Annotated in this window: 16 protein-coding genes; 11 read left to right on the top strand and 5 right to left on the bottom strand. The window is 60.7% G+C overall.

The features are described 5' to 3' along the window. The first annotated feature begins 36 nt into the window (after positions 1-36). The 5 genes from ACTRWK_RS00725 (at position 37) to ACTRWK_RS00705 (ending at position 4,213) form a co-directional block, all read left to right on the top strand. Positions 37-333 carry a hypothetical protein gene (locus tag ACTRWK_RS00725; protein WP_289081295.1) on the top strand — a complete coding sequence of 99 codons (297 nt, stop codon included), beginning with the start codon at positions 37-39 and terminating at the stop codon, positions 331-333. Positions 334-444: 111 nt separating this feature from the next. Next, positions 445-603, top strand: a complete 159-nt coding sequence (locus ACTRWK_RS00720) for a DUF2256 domain-containing protein (RefSeq protein WP_289081296.1) — start codon at positions 445-447, stop codon at positions 601-603. Between the two features lie 106 nt (positions 604-709). Further along, a complete protein-coding gene (locus tag ACTRWK_RS00715) occupies positions 710-2,851 on the top strand; it encodes a malate synthase G (protein ID WP_289081297.1) in 2,142 nt (713 codons plus the stop codon). An 85-nt stretch (positions 2,852-2,936) separates the two neighbouring features. Then, positions 2,937-3,362 carry a GlcG/HbpS family heme-binding protein gene (locus ACTRWK_RS00710; protein WP_037944495.1) on the top strand — a complete coding sequence of 142 codons (426 nt, stop codon included), beginning with the start codon at positions 2,937-2,939 and terminating at the stop codon, positions 3,360-3,362. A gap of 74 nt (positions 3,363-3,436) precedes the next feature. Continuing rightward, positions 3,437-4,213: a gamma-glutamyl-gamma-aminobutyrate hydrolase family protein gene (locus ACTRWK_RS00705; protein ID WP_005854066.1), complete on the top strand. Its 777-nt coding sequence runs from the start codon at positions 3,437-3,439 to the stop codon at positions 4,211-4,213. A 272-nt stretch (positions 4,214-4,485) separates the two neighbouring features. Here ACTRWK_RS00705 and ACTRWK_RS00700 read toward each other — a convergent pair whose 3' ends face one another. After that, on the bottom strand, positions 4,486-5,238 hold the full coding sequence (locus ACTRWK_RS00700) for an SDR family NAD(P)-dependent oxidoreductase (protein WP_005854063.1): 753 nt from the start codon (positions 5,236-5,238) through the stop codon (positions 4,486-4,488). 246 nt (positions 5,239-5,484) lie between these two features. On the opposite strand from ACTRWK_RS00700, the gene ACTRWK_RS00695 reads away from it, so the two are divergent. The 4 genes from ACTRWK_RS00695 (at position 5,485) to ACTRWK_RS00680 (ending at position 10,935) form a co-directional block, all read left to right on the top strand. Beyond that, entirely contained in the window at positions 5,485-7,059 is a 1,575-nt protein-coding gene (locus ACTRWK_RS00695; protein WP_289084180.1) for a Re/Si-specific NAD(P)(+) transhydrogenase subunit alpha, read from the top strand. A gap of 13 nt (positions 7,060-7,072) precedes the next feature. After that, entirely contained in the window at positions 7,073-8,506 is a 1,434-nt protein-coding gene (locus tag ACTRWK_RS00690) for an NAD(P)(+) transhydrogenase (Re/Si-specific) subunit beta (RefSeq protein WP_009824894.1), read from the top strand. Positions 8,507-8,630: 124 nt separating this feature from the next. Then, entirely contained in the window at positions 8,631-9,530 is a 900-nt protein-coding gene (locus tag ACTRWK_RS00685) for an MBL fold metallo-hydrolase (RefSeq protein ID WP_289081552.1), read from the top strand. A gap of 121 nt (positions 9,531-9,651) precedes the next feature. Continuing rightward, complete coding sequence (locus tag ACTRWK_RS00680; RefSeq protein WP_462843751.1) at positions 9,652-10,935, top strand: DUF3422 family protein; 1,284 nt, start codon at positions 9,652-9,654, stop codon at positions 10,933-10,935. Positions 10,936-10,937: 2 nt separating this feature from the next. On the opposite strand, the gene ACTRWK_RS00675 is transcribed toward ACTRWK_RS00680, so the two are convergent. From ACTRWK_RS00675 to ACTRWK_RS00660, 4 genes are all read right to left on the bottom strand, one after another. Then, entirely contained in the window at positions 10,938-11,972 is a 1,035-nt protein-coding gene (locus ACTRWK_RS00675) for a YeeE/YedE family protein (RefSeq protein WP_278375081.1), read from the bottom strand. Positions 11,973-12,136: 164 nt separating this feature from the next. Beyond that, a complete protein-coding gene (locus tag ACTRWK_RS00670; protein WP_005854057.1) occupies positions 12,137-13,135 on the bottom strand; it encodes an ABC transporter permease in 999 nt (332 codons plus the stop codon). Continuing rightward, entirely contained in the window at positions 13,128-14,195 is a 1,068-nt protein-coding gene (locus tag ACTRWK_RS00665) for an ABC transporter permease (protein ID WP_289081553.1), read from the bottom strand. Before ACTRWK_RS00665 ends, ACTRWK_RS00670 begins: the two co-directional genes overlap by 8 nt. A 138-nt stretch (positions 14,196-14,333) precedes the next feature. Further along, positions 14,334-16,055, bottom strand: a complete 1,722-nt coding sequence (locus tag ACTRWK_RS00660) for a peptide ABC transporter substrate-binding protein (protein WP_009824888.1) — start codon at positions 16,053-16,055, stop codon at positions 14,334-14,336. Between the two features lie 309 nt (positions 16,056-16,364). On the opposite strand from ACTRWK_RS00660, the gene ACTRWK_RS00655 reads away from it, so the two are divergent. Further along, positions 16,365-18,197 carry an ABC transporter ATP-binding protein gene (locus ACTRWK_RS00655; RefSeq protein ID WP_037954453.1) on the top strand — a complete coding sequence of 611 codons (1,833 nt, stop codon included), beginning with the start codon at positions 16,365-16,367 and terminating at the stop codon, positions 18,195-18,197. A 12-nt stretch (positions 18,198-18,209) separates the two neighbouring features. Next, positions 18,210-19,370 carry an acetylornithine deacetylase gene (argE, locus tag ACTRWK_RS00650; RefSeq protein WP_289081554.1) on the top strand — a complete coding sequence of 387 codons (1,161 nt, stop codon included), beginning with the start codon at positions 18,210-18,212 and terminating at the stop codon, positions 19,368-19,370. The last annotated feature ends 25 nt before the right edge of the window (positions 19,371-19,395 follow it).

The following is a 19,395-nucleotide window of genomic DNA, read 5'->3' as shown; positions in this document are numbered from 1 at the left end:
GAAGATCAACTTTCACCGAACCCATCGGAGGGCATCATGTCTGCACCCGACACAAATATCGACAAACAAGAGAAACAGCACAAACCCGCGCTGCTTGGCGTCAAAGGCGCGATGATCTTCGGCATCGTGATTACGGCTATTCTTGGCTTCATCCTGATCGACAACGGTCGCGAAGACCGTCAGCCCGCTGCCGAAGAAGGCACACAGGCCGTCACCACTGACAGCACCGTCCCCGCGGTGACCGAGGAAGACACAAGCGGCGCAACACAGGCGGACGATACCAACGCAGCGCCTGTTGATCCCGTCGCACCGGGGACAAACGAAAGCAACTGAGTTTTATAAGCGCTTTTAACGATTGAAGATTTAATGATTTGGACGGCAGGCTTTGGCGACAAGGCCTGCCGTTTTTTATGATGATAGGGATCATCCGGGGGGTAAGGCGCAATGGCGAAGATGCGCAAGAAATCAGATTTGCCGACCAAGATATGCCAAAGGTGCGGGTTGCCCTTTAGCTGGCGTCGCAAGTGGGCGCGCGATTGGGAGACGGTGAAATACTGCTCTGACCGATGCCGCAGGGCGCGGGGGGCCGCTAGCGCTCAGTAGGGGCTGCATTGGTAAGATGTTTTTACCAATACATGTTGCTCCACGGGGGGATACCTTCTAAGTCTTGTCGCAAAGCAAATTCCACGCCAGCGACAGGAGCTATGAGATGACACAGCGTACCGACAAGAACGGCCTTCAGGTTGCCGCCGAACTGGTTGAGTTTATCGAGGGTGCAGCACTGCCCGGCACCGGCATCGATGCGGGAACGTTCTGGGCGGGGCTCAGCGATCTGCTACATGACCTTGGCCCCAAGAACCGCGCGCTGTTGCAGACCCGCGCAGACATGCAGGCCAAGATCGACAGCTGGCACAAAGAACGGGCCGGCCAGCCTCATGATGCGGACGCCTACACAAGCTTTCTACGCGAGATCGGGTATCTGGTGCCCGAAGGCCCCGCGTTCGAGATTGACACGAAAGGCGTCGACCCTGAAATCGCTCAGGTGCCTGGCCCGCAGCTGGTGGTGCCGATCACCAACGCCCGCTTTGCCCTGAACGCCGCCAATGCGCGGTGGGGCAGCCTGTATGACGCCTATTACGGCACCGACGCTTTGGGTGATCTGCCGCAGGGCAAGGGATACGATGCGGACCGTGGTGCACGGGTTGTGGCGCAGGCCAAGACGTTTCTGGATGACGCGGCCCCGCTGGCGTCAGGCAGTCACGCGGACGTAACGGGGTATGCCGTGGTTGACGGCGCGCTGACACCTGCGTTGAAAGATCCGGCGCAGTTTGCCGGCTACCGTGGCGATGCAGCCGCGCCCGAGGCGATCTTGCTGCGCAACAACGGGCTGCACATCGAAATCCGGATCGACGCCGCGCATAACATTGGCAAGACCGATCCGGCAGGCGTGGCGGATGTGCTGCTGGAATCCGCGATGTCCACGATCATGGATTGTGAAGACAGCGTCGCTGCTGTGGACGCCGAGGACAAGGTCGTGGCCTATGGTAACTGGTTGGGGCTGATGAAAGGCGATCTGTCGGAAACCTTCGAGAAGGGCGGCCAGCAGGTCACGCGCGAGATGCACGGGGATCGCGACTATACCGCACCAGACGGCAGCGCGCTGACGATCAAGGGGCGGTCGCTGATGCTGGTGCGCAATGTCGGCCACCTGATGACCAACCCCGCCATTCTGGACCGTGACGGGCGCGAGATTGGCGAAGGGCTGATGGATGCCATGGTCACCACGCTGATCGCGATGCACGATCTGCAAAAGACCGGGGGCCTGCGCAACTCGGTCGCGGGATCGGTCTATGTGGTTAAGCCCAAGATGCACGGGCCCGAGGAAGTGGCCTTTGCCGATGAGATATTTACCCGCGTGGAAACCGTGCTGGGTCTGCCTACCAATACGGTCAAGCTGGGCATCATGGATGAAGAGCGCCGCACCTCGGTCAACCTCGCGGAGTGTATCCGCGCGGCCAAATCGCGCGTGGCCTTTATCAACACCGGCTTCCTTGATCGTACCGGCGACGAGATCCACACCTCTATGGAGGCAGGGCCGATGGTGCCCAAGGGCGAGATGAAAAACGCCCCCTGGATCAGCGCCTATGAGGATCGCAACGTTGATATCGGTCTGGCCTGCGGCCTGCAGGGACGTGCCCAGATCGGCAAGGGCATGTGGGCCATGCCCGATATGATGGAGGCAATGCTGGAGGCCAAGATCGGTCACCCCAAGGCGGGTGCGAACTGCGCTTGGGTGCCATCGCCCACGGCCGCCACACTGCACGCGATGCACTACCACAAAATCGACGTGCTGGCGCGTCAGGACGAGATCAAACAGGGCGGGGCCCGTGGCACACTGGCCGATTTGCTGACCATTCCGGTCCTGGACGGGCGGAACCTGTCGGACGCGGATATCGCGCAGGAGGTTGAGAACAACGCCCAAGGCATCCTTGGCTATGTTGTGCGATGGGTCGATCAGGGTGTTGGGTGCTCGAAGGTGCCGGACATCCATGACGTCGGCCTGATGGAAGACCGCGCGACCTGCCGCATCTCGGCTCAGGCGCTGGCGAACTGGCTGCACCACGGGGTGATCTCGGAAGAGCAGGTCACGGCGGCTCTCAAGAAGATGGCCGCTGTCGTGGACCGGCAGAATGCGGGCGATCCGCTGTACCAGCCTATGGCACCGGGTTTTGACGGCATCGCCTTTCAAGCGGCCAGCGATCTGGTGCTGAAAGGGCGCGTGCAGCCTTCGGGCTATACCGAGCCTGTCCTGCATGCCCGCCGGTTGGAGCTGAAAGCCGCGCAGGGCTGAGTTTGAAGTTTCGGAAAGGGCGAGGGGCCAGCCCCTCGCGCTCCCCGGAGTTTAGTTGGCAAAATGAAGGAATAGTGAGGATAGCATGGCAGTCACATTAGAGCAGGCGCGGACGATGATCGCCGAGACGTTCAAGAAGGGGCATGAGCTGGGGCTGAAGCCCTTGTCGGCAGTGGTGCTTGATGCGGGCGGCCACGTGCAAGCCTTCGAGCGGGAAGACGGTGCCGCACCGGGGCGTTTCGGGATCGCCCACGGCAAGGCCTATGGTGCGGTGATGCTGGGGATGGCAGGGCGCGCGCAGATGGCGCGGGCCGAACAGCAGGCCTATTTCATGGCGGCAGTGAACGGTGTGTACGGCGGGGCGGTGGTGCCTGTGCCCGGCGGCTTGCTGCTGCGCGATGACGCCGGCGCGGTGATTGGCGCGCTGGGCGTGACGGGGGATACCTCGGACAACGACGTCAAGGCAGCGCTGGCAGGGATCGAAGCAGCAGGGCTGAAAGGCGAGGAATAACGCCCGCTTTGGGGTGTTGAGGTCGGATTGAGGACGCGGTAGGCTTTGAGCGAAATCAAACTCTGAGGCTGAATATGGCGCGTCCTGTTGTTGGTATTGTCGGAAACACCAGCCTGTTGAACGATCAATATCCGATCCATGCCGCCGGCACGATGAACACCATCGCGGTGGCGCAGGTGTCTGGCTGTTTGCCCCTGATCATCCCGAGCGACCCGTCGCTTGTGTCGGTGGAAGAGCTGTTGGAGACCTGCGACGGCTTTTTGCTGACCGGCGGGCGGCCCAATGTGCACCCCGAGGAATACGGCGAACCCGCGACCGAGGCGCATGGTACCTTTGACCGTGCGCGCGACGCTATCGCCCTGGGGCTGGTGCGCGCCTGCGTTGAACGCGGGCAGCCGTTCTTTGGTGTCTGCCGGGGGTTCCAAGAGGTGAATGTCGCCATGGGTGGCACGCTTTACCCCGAAATCCGTGAGCTACCCGGCCGTATGAACCACCGCATGCCCCCCGATGGCACGATGGAGCAGAAGTTCGAGCTGCGCCACGACGTGACCTTTACCCAAGGGGGCGTCTTCCACGAGGTCTTGGGGGCCCCGAAGGTGCGGACGAATACCTTGCACGGGCAGGGGATCAAGGCGGCGGGCCCGCGTGTGGTGATCGACGGTTTTGCCGAAGACGGCACGCCAGAGGCGATATATATCAAGGATGCGCCGGGGTTTACCCTTGCCGTGCAGTGGCACCCAGAATGGGACGCGGGCAATGATCCGGTGTCGCGTCCCCTGTTCGAACGCTTTGGTGCGGCGGCGCAGGCCTGGGCGGACAGCAAGCATCAGCGCATGTTGAAATCCGCCTGACAGGTTACCCCAACAGCGTGATGCGCGGCAAATGCAAGGGGCCAGTTCTTGCAAGGTAGCGGGCGGTCAGCGTGTCGATCTTCTGCCAGAGGAAATCCGGCGGCGCGGCGGATCTTGGTTGCGGCGCGCGTGGTTTGCCCGCGTGCTGGGGGCATCGTTTGCGACAGCTTTGAAAAGCGACGGCGCTTGGGGGCGGGGCTATCGGGTATGTGATCTTGTGCATGGGGCGACCTTAGCCGCCCCAAAGTTAACAAATCATGACCGGTGGGGGATTACATCTCGCCGCCGGTGACCTGGATGCATTGGCCGTTGATGCTTTGCGACCCCGGACCGGTGAGCCATGCGGCCGCGGCTGTGACCTCGGACACCTCGATCAGACGCTTGTGCGGGTTGGAGTTGACCATGATCGCGCGCGCTTTTTCTTCCGAGATACCAGCACGTTCCGAGATCGACGCCGTATTGCGCGACACGATGGGCGTGTCGACATAGCCGGGGCAGATCGCGTTGAACGTATAGGGTTGCCCCAGATAATCCGCCGCCAGCGATTTGACCAAACCGATCATCCCGTGTTTTGACGCCGAATAGGCCGCAGCCCCGGGCAGCCCCTTCAGACCCGCCATCGAAGAGATCGCGATGACGCGGCCCCAGTCGGTATCGCGCATGGTTTTCAGCGATTCGCGGATGGTCAGAAAAGCACCGTCGAGATTGGTCGACATCATATTGCGCCAGAATTCCATGTCGGTCTTATGCACGGCCTTGCCCTCGGCGATGCCGGCGTTGGGGATGCAGATCTGGATCGGACCGTGGGCTTTGACGGCGGCGGCGATCTTGGCGACCACGTCTTCCTCGCTGCGCACGTCCATTGCCATGCCGGTCATGTTATCGCCTGCGACCTCGTCCAGCACCTCTTGGCGTCGGCCTGTGATGGTCACATGTGCGCCCCGTGCGGCCAGATCCCGCGCGATGTCCAGCCCGATGCCGGTGCCGCCGCCCGTGATCAGCGCGTGTTTTCCCTGTAGGTCCATTCTGCTCTCCCTTATGAAATGGATCATCCTGGGCGGCATGCTGTCGGCAGCAGGGGGCAGGCGCAAGGGCGCGCGGGTTTTCACGCAACGTCGTAAACCTAAAAATCGGGCTGTTAGCGCTATTGACGCTGCAAAACGCTGTTCTAATTATGTCCGTCTCTTGTACTATAGGAACCCAAGCGCTATCGCTCTGGGTAATATTATTGCGCCACACTGGGCGTAGAAGCACAAACGGGGGACTCTGGATTGAAGATCGGGACGCCAAAAGAAACATTTGAAGGAGAAAATCGCGTTGCGATGACTCCGGAATCAGCGCTGCAGCTGCAAAAGCTTGGTCATAGCTGTATGATCGAAGCTGGCGCAGGCGAGGCGGCTGGTTTTTCCAACGATAAATATGTCGAAGCCGGGGTAGAGGTGATCGACACGGCGGCCGAGCTTTGGGAGACGGCGGATGTCGTGGCCAAGGTCCGCGTCCCCAACACCGAAGAAATGGCGATGCTGAGGTCCGACCAGACGCTGATCTCTTTCTTCAGCCCTGTGGCCGATGAGGCCAAGATGAAAGAAGCGGCCGAGAAAGGCACCACTGTCGTCGCGATGGAGATGATCCCCCGGATCAGCCGCGCGCAGAAAATGGATGCGCTGTCGTCCATGGCTAACATTGCGGGCTACCGTGCGGTGATCGAGGCAGGCAACAACTTTGGCCGCTTCTTTACCGGTCAGATCACGGCGGCGGGCAAGGTGCCTCCGGCGAAGGTTCTGGTTGTCGGTGCCGGTGTTGCCGGTCTGGCCGCGATCGGCACGTCCACATCCCTTGGCGCGATCACGCTTGCCTTTGACGTGCGTCCTGAAGTGGCCGAACAGGTTGAATCGATGGGGGCCGAGTTTGTCTACCTCGATTTCGAGGAAGAGCAGCAGGACGGCTCTGCCTCCGGTGGCTATGCCTCTGTTTCCTCGCCTGAATTCCGCGAGGCACAGCTGGCCAAATTCCGCGAGCTGGCCCCCGAGGTCGATATCGTCATCACCACTGCGTTGATCCCCAACCGTGAAGCGCCTGAGCTGTGGACCGAAGATATGGTCGCAGCGATGAAGCCCGGGTCGGTGATCGTCGATCTGGCGGCGGAAAAGGGTGGCAACTGCAAGCTGACCAAGATGGACGAGAAAATCGTGACCGAGAATGGCGTGACCATCATCGGCTACACCGATTTCCCCAGCCGGATGGCAACGCAGGCCTCGACGCTTTATGCGACCAATATCCGTCACCTGATGACCGATCTGACGCCGGAAAAAGACGGTGTGGTCAACCACAACATGGAAGACGACGTGATCCGTGGGGCGACCATCACCCATGACAAGGAAGTCACCTTCCCACCACCTCCACCGAAAGTGGCAGCGATTGCGGCGGCTCCGAAGAAAGAGAAGCCGAAAGAGCTGACAGCGGAAGAGAAACGCGCCAACGAAGTGGCCGCGTTCAAGGCACAAACCCGCAATCAGGTTGGCCTGCTGGCCATCGGTGGCGTGCTGCTGTTGGCGGTGGGACTGGTCGCGCCGGCGAGCTTTATGCAGCACTTTATCGTATTCGTGCTGTCCGTGTTTATCGGCTTCCAGGTGATCTGGGGTGTGGCACACAGTCTGCACACACCGCTGATGGCTGTGACCAATGCGATTTCGTCGATCATCATTCTGGGGGCGGTCATGCAGATCGGGTCCGGGTCGTTCCTGGTGATTATTCTGGCCGCGCTGTCGGTCTTTATGTGCGGGATCAACATCTTTGGTGGCTTCCTCGTGACACGGCGCATGCTTGCCATGTTCCAAAAATCGTAAAGGGTTCAGGTAAATGGATTTTGGTTTTACAACAGCGGCTTACGTAGTCGCCGCCATCCTCTTCATCCTCAGCCTTGGCGGGCTGTCGGGTCAGGAAAGCGCCAAGCGCGCGGTATGGTATGGGATCGTGGGCATGGCGTTGGCCGTGGCTGCGACATTGATCGGGCCGGGTGCCGGCTTCTGGCTGCTGTCGCTGATCCTGATCGCGGGTGGCGGTGCCATCGGCTATCAACTGGCGACAAAAGTGCAGATGACGCAGATGCCCGAACTGGTTGCCGCGATGCACAGCCTTGTGGGTCTGGCGGCGGTCTTTGTCGGCTATAACGCGCATATCGAACTGGGCAACGTGCTGGCGATGGATGACACCGCCCGCAAGGCGACCGAAGGGTTCGCAGCGCTGCTGGCCAAGAAAGACAGCGTCGAGATCGCGATCCTGCGGGTCGAACTGTTCCTTGGTGTGTTCATCGGTGCCATCACCTTTACTGGGTCGGTCATCGCCTATGGCAAGCTGGCGGGGCGCGTGGATACGTCGGCGACAAAACTGCCCGGCGGTCACATCCTGAACGCGTCGGCTGCTGGCTTGTCGCTGCTGTGTCTGGTCTGGTACTTCAACACCGGTGGCTTCCTGCCGCTGTTCATCATGACACTTGCGGCGCTGTTTATCGGCTACCACCTGATCATGGGTATCGGCGGCGCGGATATGCCCGTGGTTGTGTCGATGCTGAACAGCTACTCTGGCTGGGCTGCGGCGGCGATTGGTTTCAGCCTTGGCAACGATCTTCTGATCGTCGTGGGGGCGCTGGTCGGCTCGTCCGGTGCGATCCTGTCCTACATCATGTGTAAAGCGATGAACCGGTCGTTCGTCAGCGTGATCCTCGGCGGCTTCGGCGGGACATCCGGTCCGCAGATGGAGGTCGAGGGCGAGCAGGTCGCGATCGACACCGACGGTGTGGCCACCCTGCTGAACGAGGCCGACAGCGTCATCATCATCCCCGGTTACGGCATGGCGGTCGCTCAGGCGCAGCAAGCGGTAAGCGAGCTGGTCAAGAAGCTGCGGGCCAAAGGCAAGAACGTGCGTTTCGCCATTCACCCCGTTGCGGGGCGTCTGCCGGGTCACATGAACGTGCTGCTGGCCGAGGCCAAAGTGCCCTATGACATCGTGATGGAAATGGACGAGATCAACGATGATTTCCCGTCGACCGACGTGGCGATCGTGATCGGGTCCAATGACATCGTGAACCCTGCCGCACAGGACGACCCCAACAGCCCCATCGCCGGTATGCCGGTTCTGGAATGCTGGAAGGCCAAGAACGTCATCGTGTCCAAACGCGGGCAGGGGACAGGCTATTCCGGAATCGAGAACCCGCTGTTCTTCAAGGACAACACGCGGATGCTTTACGGCGACGCCAAGGCGAGCCTCGACAAGCTGCTGCCGCTGATCGACTGATCACGCGACAGGCGACAAACCAAGGGGCGGTGCAGCAATGCGCCGCCCCTTTTGCTTTTGGGGCGAAGGCAGTGGAACTCAAGCCGGTGGCACGTGTTGAATTGTCATATAGGAGGATTTGAATATGAAGTTTTCGCGCACCAGCCCCTCGACCGGCCCCGGTTCCCCTGAAGTGACCGGCTTTTACGATGACGATACCGGCAGCATCCAATATCTGGTGGCTGATCCGGCGACCTCAAAAGCGGCGGTGATCGACGTGGTTCTGGGCTTCAGCCCACAAAGTGCGGCGACTGACACGCAGCATGTCGATACCGTCCTGCGCCACGCGGAAGCCGCGGGCTACGAGATCGAATGGATCCTCGACACGCACCCCCATGCGGACCATCTCATGGCCTCGCACGTGCTAAAACAGCGGTTGAACAAGCCCAATGCCATCGGGGCAAAGGTGACAGAGATCGCAGAGCTCTGGCGTGACTATTACAACATGCCCGACGCCTTTGATCCCGCCGCCGATTTCGACCACCTGTTCGAGGATGGCGATACATTCACCATCGGCGAGCTGCCCGTGCGGGTGATGCTGTCGCCGGGGCACACGTTGGGGTCGATCACCTATGTCGTAGGCTCTGACGCGGCTTTTGTGCATGACAGCTTTATGCAGCCCGATGTGGGCACTGCGCGCGCCGATTTCCCGGGGGGCACCGCGGCTGAACTCTACCAGTCCCTGCAAGATATCCTTGCCCTGCCGGATGCCACGCGTCTGTTCATCGGCCATGACTATGGCACCGAGTATCGCAGCCAACCCAAGTGGGAATCCACCGTGGCCGAACAACGCCGGCACAACGCCCATATTGGCGGTGGCGTGTCGCAGCAAAGCTTCGTCGACCAGCGCGAGGCGCGGGACAAGACCCTCGCGCTGCCCGACCGCATGCTGCATGTCTTGCAGATGAACCTCAGGGCAGGGCGCTTGCCAGAGGCCGAGGACGACGGTCACGCCTATCTCAAGATACCGGTCAACCGGTTCTGAAACGGGTCCGGTATTCCGCGGTATACGGTTAACCCTATGAAAGATATGTGAAATATATCTAGGCGAATGGCGGTGGTCACGATAGACTGCTTTGATTGACCCCTTGTAGAAAGCCCGCATCGTGCCCGCCCTCGACGATCACCCCCTGCGCTATACGCTCAATAGCGAGCTGCACGCCCGCCCGTTCCCCTCGCTCACCGCGCCCCATGTTGCGGCCTATCTGGCCGTGCGCCCATCGGGGGAGGCCGCGCGGCGGGACCGCTCTGTCGATCTGCAACAGCTCCGTGATCTCTTGGCCCATTATGGTGCGCCGCTACCCGCCGAGGACGCGACCCATTATTTCGGCCCGATGGGAAAATACACGCTGAAGTGGGAGCAGCATACCGAGTTCGTGACCTATACGGTGTTTCTGGATCAGCTCGGCCAGCGCCCCTTTGATCCGGCAGAGTTTGATGTCTTCCCGCAGGATTGGCGCGCGGGCCTGAACGCGCAGCGGATCACCTCTATTCTGCTGCGGCTGGTGCCCCGCCCGCCACAGGACGCGCAGATCGCCGAGGCGTTGCAAGACTGGTTCGTCCCCGAAAGCCTCGCCGTGGCATCGGTGCTTGAAGATGCTGCCGTCATCGCCAGCGATTTCCGTATCGACCCCGCGGGTCACATGCGCATGGCGGTCTTTGCGAGCGAAGGCACGGGCAGCCGCCGCTTGGGCCGCATCGTGCAACGTCTGTGCGAGATAGAGACCTATAAATCCATGTCGATGCTCGGCTTTGCCAAGGTGCGCGAATTCGCGGGGCAGTTGGACCGTATCGATGCAGAGCTGAATGATCTGATGGCGGGTATGGCAGGCACCTCTGCCATGGCCGAAGACACGCTGCACCGGCTGCTGGATATCTCTGTCGGGCTAGAGGCGCTTTCGGCCGATGCGTCTTACCGTCTGGGCGCGACAGAGGCGTATCAAGCCATCGTCGCACAGCGGATCGGGGCCCTGCGCGAAACACGGTTCATGGCGCGGCAAGGGTTTGATGAATTCATGATGCGCCGCTACGAGCCTGCGATGCGTACGGTCACATCCTCGGAAACACGGCTCAATAAAATGTCCGCCCGCGCCAGCCGCGCGGCCGAATTGTTGCGGACACGGGTTGATGTGGAACGATCCGCGCAAAATCAGGCGATACTGGCAAGCATGGACAAACGCTCTGACCTGCAACTGCGCTTGCAACACACGGTCGAAGGGCTGTCCATGGTCGCGATCAGCTATTACGCGGTGTCGCTGGTGGGCTATATGCTCTACCCGCTGGCCGACCGTATCGGGGTCAGCACGGGCACGCTCACGGCAGTGGCCGTCCCGGTGGTGGTGGTGCTGGTCTGGGGGCTGCTGCGCCGCCTGCGCCACAAGATCAAATAGGGTCAGCTGCCCGCCGGGGTGGCACGCAGGAAGGCATGCATCGCCAGCACGCCGACACCGATCATCACAATCGCAAGGATAGCGGCAAGGGACAGCGTGGGCACGCCGGACAATCCGGCCCCCAGCGTGCAGCCGCCCGCCAGTACACCGCCCACACCCATCAACGCTGCTCCGGTCAGATAGCGGCCCGTCTGGGCGGGTGTCTCGAAACTCTGCCAACCAAAGCCGCCAAAGATCAGGCTCGACGCGCAGGCCCCCAGGGCCACGCCCCCCAAAAGCCCGACGCCAAAGCCCGCGGGGATCGAACTGCTGGCCACCACCCAGAACAGCGCATCGGCCGAAGGAGAGGTGAACGACAGGCTTTCCATCGCGATAGGGTCGAATTCGTCAAACAGGATAAACCCCGTCCCGACCCAGGCCAGCGGGACCAGCAGGCCAATCATCGCCGCCATCACCAGATGGGTCCAGCGATTGCCCGATCGCAGCGCCACGGCAAGGGCCGCCACCACGATCAGCCCACCCCACAGCATCACCCCCCCGGGCAGGGCGGCAAGGCTGACGTAATCGCCAAGCCCAAGCGTCACACTGCCAAGCGCCACGCGCATCGGAGCCAGCACGCCTTTCAACGTGGCATGGGCCACAACGGCAAAGACAACCACGACCAAGGCCGCGCGCAAATTGCCGGAGCCCGCCAGAATGGTCAGCCGAGAGATACAGCCCCGCGTCAACACCATCCCCGCGCCAAAAAGCAGCCCGCCGATGCCAATCGCCAGATAGGGCACATCCGGCACCATAAAGCGGTGTTCGGCAAAGCTGATCCAGCCCATGGCGACCGCGACCTGCGTCCCCAGCACGGCAAAGGCCAGCGCTGTCAGCCAGACCCCTTTTGCGGCGCGCCGATCCTCGCCAATCAGTGAGCGGCGAAAACAGAATTTGGTGATCTGCCCGAGTATGCCAAAGATCACCCCAACCGCCAGCGCGAACCAGACAGCCGCCTGTTGCGGTGTGGTGGTCTCGAAACCGAATTGTTCAAACATCCCCGTGATCCCCTTGACGACAGCACGACAGTTCCCTGACGCGGAAACCGCCTGAGTTCAAGCTTTTTGCGCCCCCACGACAAAGGGAGGCCGCAGCCCCCCTTCACCCTTTCTCAAATACTCAAACCCGACAGAAGCCCCAAAAGGCGACGGGCCGATCCGGATCACCGTCCGCGCAACCGCGGGTCCAGTGCGTCACGTAGCCCGTCGCCCAGGTAGTTCACGCTCAGCACGGTCAGCGAGATTGCGACGCCGGGCAGGATCACCCGCTCGGGGAATTCCTGCATCCGTGACACGGCATCGGACAAGAGCTTGCCCCATGTCGGATAGTCCGACGGGAAGCCGACGCCCAGAAAGCTCAGCGCACTTTCGGTGATGATCGCGGTCGCCAGTCCCAGCGTGGCCGAAACCATGATCGGAGAGATGACGTTGGGCAGCAGGTGCTTGCGGATGATCTTGCCCGACCGCGTCCCGATGGACCGCGCGGCGAGGATGAACTCGCGCTCTTTCAGCGCCAGAATGTCGCCGCGCACGATCCGCGCGGTCTGCATCCACGAGGTCAGCCCGATGATGCCGACGATCAGGATGAACATCCCGCCTTCGGGGCCAAAGCGTGCGTTGAGCGGTTGGCGGAACAGGGTCACCGCCAGCAGCGTCAGCGGCAGGATCGGCAGCGACAGAACCAGATCGGTAAAGCGCATCAGCCAGAAATCGAGCCGTTTGAAATAGCCCGAGATGACGCCGATGGCCGAACCGATGACCAGCGCCAGCCCCATGGCCAGCCAGCCCACCGCCATAGACACGCGCCCGCCGGCGATCATCTGTGCCATGATATCACGGCCCAGTTGGTCGGTGCCAAAGGGATGTGCCCAACCGGCCTTGGCCTCGCTGTCGAACAGCAGTTGATACACGGGGCGCCAGTTCTTGTTGCGGATATCCAGCGCCTTGGGGTCGACATCCCAAAGGTAGGGGCCGAACAACACCGCGAGGGTGATGAACAGCAGGAAGCCTCCGCCAAAGACAGCGCCCTTGTGCTTGCGGAACTGCTGCCAGACGTCGATCCACTGGCTGCGCGGCGGCTTTTGCGGCTCTTTATCGACCAGCGCACCATAGAGTTCGATGTCGGCCTCGATCGGGCTTGCGGGGGTGGCTTGCTCAGTCATAGCGGATCCTTGGGTCAAGCAGGCCGTATAGAACATCGGCAATCAGGTTGAATAGAACGATGAGGATGGCGAAGATAAAGGTCAGCGTCATCACCATTGGCAGGTCGTTGGCAAAAAGCGCGGTCAGCAGCAGCTGCCCGATACCATTCACCTTGAACACATTTTCGGTAATGATCGCGCCGCCAAAGATCGCGGGCATGCCAAGGGCAATCACCGTGACCACTGGGATCATCGAGTTACGCAGCACATGGACCAGAACGACCGATTTTTCGCGCAGCCCTTTGGCGCGGGCGGTGCGCACATAGTCCTGGTTCAGGTTGTCCAGCATCGCGCCGCGCATATAGCGGCTGATCTGCGCGGTGGTTTGCAGCGCCAACACCATCACGGGCATAATCATCTGCATGAACTGGAATTTGAAACTCTCCCAGTCGGTCACCACATGGGTCGTGTCATAGATCGACGGCAACCACCCCAGCGAGACCGAGAAAATCACGATCAGCAGCGGCCCGGTGAAGAAGGGCGGGATCGAAAAGCCGATCATGGTGACAAAGGTGCCGGCTTGATCGAATAGCGAATAGTGGCGGTAGGCCGAATAGATGCCAATCGGGATCGCGATCAGGATGCCCACGATATAGCTCAGCCCAACCACCCAAAGCGTCTGCGGCATCCGCTGGATCACGATGTCCATGATCGGGCTGCGGGTCTGCCAGCTGATCGCGCGCTGAACGGGACGCACAGCACCTGTGTCGGGGTCAATGAAGGTCGACAGGCTGGTGTCGGGCAGCCAGCCCAGCAGGAAGCTGTCGCGGGTGGCCCAGTCAATGAAGACCTGCGGTTCAACCCAGAAGAACTGGATCAGCCATTTATAGTATTGCACATAGAGCGGCTGCCCGAGGCCAAGCGCCTCGCGCATTTTCTGTTTTACCTCTGGTGGGACTGTCAGCGGCACCTGGGCCATCGGATCGCCGGGGGCCAGTTGCAACAGCAGGAAGATTACCAGGCTGATAAACAAAAGCGTTGGTATCGACAAAAGTAGTCGACGAATGGTGAAGGTCAGCATGCACAGCGCCTTTGCAAGTCGGTCTAGGGGAGGGGAAGCATGTCAAAATCGAAGGGAGGCGCGATTTCGCACACATTCACACAGGCATCAAGTCATGAGGAGCACGCGCGCTGCGTGCTCCTCTGAGCTTGGGCGTGATTATTCTTTCACGCGGTACCAGTCGGCGGCATTCCACAGTTCGGAATCCCATGTGTTCAGGATCACTCCGCCCAGAGTGTTGGACGCAGCGGAAACCCGACCACGGTCGACCAGCGGAACGATGGTCATCGTGTCACGTGTGATGATGTTGTTCAGCTGCTTGGCGATATCGCCGCGCTTGTCCAACTCGCCCGTGCGCGACAGTTCGTCCAGCAACGCGTCATATTCTTCGTTGCAGAAACGGTTGATGTTCTCACCCTGCCACTGGCTTGAAGGCTTGGGCTCGTTGCCACAGCGATAGGCAGACAGGTAAGCCTGCGGATCGGTGCCGTCAAAGTTGTTCGCGTACATTTCAACGTCGGCATAGAACTTCTGGAAGGTATCGGGCGAACCGGGGTCACCCCCAAAGAAGACCGACGCATCAAGGTTGCGCAGTTCGACTTCGACACCGATCTGATTCCACCAGTCTTTGATCAGCGCCTGGAAATCCTGACGGACAGCGTTGGTCGAGGTCTGGTACAGCAGGGACAGTTTTTCACCGTCTTTGTCGCGGATGCCGTCGCCATTGGTGTCGGTCCAGCCGGCTTCTTCCAGCAGAGCTTTCGCGCCTTCGAGATCCTGCGTCAGACATTCGGTGTTGTCGGAGGCATACAGCTCGGGCGCGGGCACAAGGTTACAGGTCGCGCGACCCGCCTGGCCATAGCCGACTTCGACCAGCAAAGGACGGTCGATCGCCATGGACAGCGCCTTGCGGACCTTAAAGTCCGACAGGATCGGGTGCGGATGCGCCACGGTGGAGCGTTCGCCCTCTGGCAGGTCCGGCGATGGGTCTGTCAGGTTCATCTCGATCCGTTCGACCAATGTCCCGAATGCAGAGATCGCCTGACCCTTGCCGCCTTCGGCCATTTTCGCCAGCACATCGGGGGCCAGCTGCATGTTCCAGGCATAGTCGTATTCGCCGGTTTCCATCACCGCACGACCCGCGGCATTCGCATCCCCACCGCCCTTGAGGGTCAGTGTCGCAAACGCAGGTTTGCTGGGGTCACGGTAGTTGGGGTTGGCTTCCATCTGGATCACGTCATTGGGACGGAAATCTGTCACGCGGAACGGGCCGGTGCCGATGGGGTTAAAGTTGGCTTCGGTACATTCGGGGGCTTTCGCGCCCAGGCAGTCCTTGAACTGCGCGGCCTGAATGATCGGTGATTGCGCGCCCATGAACGGGCCGTAAGGGTTTGGCTTGGCGTCGGTGAAATGAACGGTAACCGTCAGATCATCCACGATATCGATGCTTTCAACGCCATCGAACTTCGACGCCTGCGCGCAGCCGCCTTCGGGGTGCATACAGTATTCAGCGGTGAATTTCAGATCCGCCGAGGTCACCGGCGTGCCGTCGGACCAAACCAGGCCCTCTTTCAGCTTCCAGGTGATGGATTTCAGGTCTTCGGCCACGCCGCCGTTTTCAACGGTGGGAATCTCGGTCGCCAGATAGGGGACCAACGCGCCGGTTTCGTCATAGCGGCCCATCGGCTCCAGCACGAGGCTCGCCGCCTCGAGGTCTTTTGTGCCGCCTGACAGATAGGGGGTCATGATCGAGGGCGCTTGCCAGTAGATAACTTTCACCTCGCCGTCGCGTCCACGCTCGCCCTCGTGGGCGGCGCCGAATGCGGCGGGGGCGATCGCTACCGAAGCCGCGGCTCCCAGTAACAGGGTTTTCATGTTCATAGCTTACTCCTTGTTGGACACCGTTGGTTTTTTGAGGTGCCTTTTTTTATGGTCTGTCTTTTCTGGCAATGCCAAAAACGTCAATCTTGATCACGGCCGGGGGCAGGGTGCTGCGACAGACAGGGATGCCCGCCAAAACGCCCGTTTTTCCAGCCACGCCAATAACGTCGAAGCATCGAAACAGGTTTGAAAAAAAATGCAAGCCTCCAAAGCAGCGGATGTTAGCGGTCCCTTGGACCGATTTGACACCAGATGACGAAGTGCCTTAGCGTCGTCAAATTGATTAAACGAGAAGCGCTGGAAAATACCATGCTAGACGAGGCAACGCCGACACCAATCGCGCAAATTCAAGAGCTTAGGGTCGAATTTCAGACCCAGGACGGACCCGTTCTAGGTGTGGAGAACGTCAGCTTTGACATCAATGCGGGTGAAACTGTCTGCGTTGTGGGCGAATCCGGCTCGGGTAAATCGGTGTCCTCGCTGTCGCTGATGCGTCTGGTCGAGTTCGGCGGCGGAAAAATTGCGGGTGGGCGCCTATTATTTGAGCGCCAGAACGATCCCGCTGTCGATTTGGCGCGCACAGATCAGGATGTGATGCGCGATATTCGCGGCAATGAGATCGGGATGATCTTTCAGGAACCGATGACAGCGCTGAACCCGGTCTTTACCGTCGGTCGCCAGCTGACCGAAGGGCTACGCCTGCACAAGAACATGTCCAAGGCGCAGGCAGAGGCCCGCGCGCTGGAGCTTCTGACCCAGGTCCGCATCCCCGAACCGGCCCGCCGTCTTGCACAATACCCGCACGAGCTGTCGGGCGGGATGCGCCAGCGTGTGGTGATCGCAATGGCGTTGGCCTGTTCGCCGCGGCTGCTGATCGCGGATGAACCCACCACCGCGCTGGATGTGACCATTCAGGCCGAAATCCTTGCGCTGATCGACCGCTTGAAACGCGAGACCGGCACCGCCGTCATGTTCATCACCCATGACATGGCCGTTGTTGCCCAGATGGCCGATCGCGTCGTCGTCATGTTCCGCGGTAACAAGGTCGAAGAAGGCACGGTCGAGGAAATCTTCGAGAATCCCCAACACCCCTATACCAAGGCGTTGCTGGCCGCCGTCCCCAAGCTGGGCGAGATGCGCGGCAAACCCTATCCCGAACCGATGAAACTGCTCGGGACGGCGGATAAAGAGATCAAACCCATCAAGGGCACAGAGGAAACGCTGCTGACGGTCAAGAACCTGACCACGCGCTTTCCGGTGCAGGGCGGCTTCCTGCGCCGCACCGTCGCCAATGTCCATGCGGTGGAGGACCTATCGTTTACCATCAACAAGGGCCAGACGCTAAGCCTTGTGGGGGAATCCGGCTGCGGGAAATCTACGGCGGGGCGGTCCTTGCTGCGGCTGGTCGAACCGCAGTCGGGCGAGGTCAACCTCGACGGCAAAGACATCATGGCACTGGATTCACGTGGCCTGCACAAGGCGCGACTGGACATGCAGATGATCTTTCAGGACCCGTTTGCCTCGCTCAATCCGCAGATGCAGCTGTCGGATCAGGTGGCCGAACCGATCCACAATTATGGCACGCTCAAAGGGGCCGAACTGACCAAACGCATCGAGATGCTGTTTGACCGCGTGGAACTGCCGCGCAGCTTCATGCGCCGCTTCCCGCACGAGCTGTCAGGTGGTCAGCGCCAGCGCGTCGCCATCGCGCGGGCCTTGGCGCTGAACCCCAAGCTGATCGTCGCGGATGAAGCCGTGTCGGCGCTGGATGTGTCGGTGCAGGCGCAGGTGGTCAACCTGATGCTGGAGCTGCAAGCGGAAATGGGGCTGTCCTTCCTGTTCATCAGCCACGATATGGCTGTGGTCGAACGGGTCAGCCACCACGTCGGCGTGATGTATCTGGGCCGGATCGTGGAAATGGGCACGCGGTCGCAGGTGTTTGAAAACCCGCAGCACCCCTATACACAGGCACTGATGAAAGCCGTCCCCATCGCCGATCCACGGCGTCGCAAAAAGGAAAGCGAGCTGAACTTCAAGCCGATCCCGTCCCCGATCCATCCGACAAGCTATGTCGCGGAACCCTCTGTTTACAAAACCGTATCCCCCGGCCATCAGGTCTTGATCACCGATAGCGGATACTAAAGGACCACATAAATGACTGCGCGCATGACCCCGTTCGAGCTGATGGAAAAACTCGTCAGCTTTCCCACTGTGTCGCGGGATACGAATATCCCGCTGATCGACTGGGTGGCCGATTACCTTGAAAGCCACGGCATCGCGTCCCATCGCTATATCCACCCCGATCAACCCAAACATGCGCTTTTCGCCCATGTGGGCCCGTGGGAAGAGGGCGCGGTGGTCCTGTCGGGGCATACCGATGTGGTGCCGGTGGACGGCCAGCCCTGGGACAGCGACCCTTTCACCGTGGTCGAACGGGACGGGCGCTATTACGGGCGCGGCTGCTGCGACATGAAGGGCTTTGATGCGCTGGCTATTTGGGCACTGGTAGAGGCGCATTACGCCGACGTGCAACGCCCGCTCCAGATCGCGCTCAGCTTTGACGAGGAAATCGGCTGCACCGGTGCCCCTCCGATGATCGAGGCGATGCAACCGGTGTTGCCCAAGGGGGCGCTGGTGATCGTGGGGGAACCCTCGACCATGCAGGCCGTTACAGGCCACAAGGGCGGCACGGGCTTCAACACCCATGTGGTCGGCTTCGAGGTGCATTCCTCGCTCCTGCACACAGGCGTCAACGCGATCATGGCGGGGGCCAAGCTGATCGAATGGGCCAATGAGGTGAACACCGAGAACATGGCCCGCAAACCCAGCGAGCTTGCGGCGATGTTCAACCCGCCCTTTACCACCGCCCATGTGGGCGTGATCTCGGGCGGGACAGCGCATAATATCACCGCCAAGGATTGCCACTTCGCCATGGATTTCCGCGTCGTGCCGGGCGAAGATAAAGACGCCTGGGGCACCGCCTATCTGGAAAAGGTGCGCGAGGTCGAAAAGCAGATGCAAGAGGTCGTCCCCGAAACCTATATCGAGGTCACCCCCCGTTTCGACGTCCCCGCACTACAACCCGAAAAAGACGGGCTGGCTGAAACATTCGTGCGCCAGATCACCGGCGACAATGCCAGCCACAAGGTCTCCTACGGGACCGAGGCCGGACAGTTCCAGGAAGCCGGGTATAGCGCGGTGATCTGCGGCCCTGGCGATATCGCACAGGCGCACCAGCCCAACGAATATATCGAAGTCGCGCAATTCGAGGCCGGCCATAGCTTCATGCGTGACCTGCTTGAACGTTTGAAATGAAACAGCGCAGCGGCCCCCTTCTTCC

Source organism: Sulfitobacter sp. G5_S2_6_S6, assembly GCF_054968505.1.
This window is presented reverse-complemented; position numbering and strand designations above follow the sequence as displayed.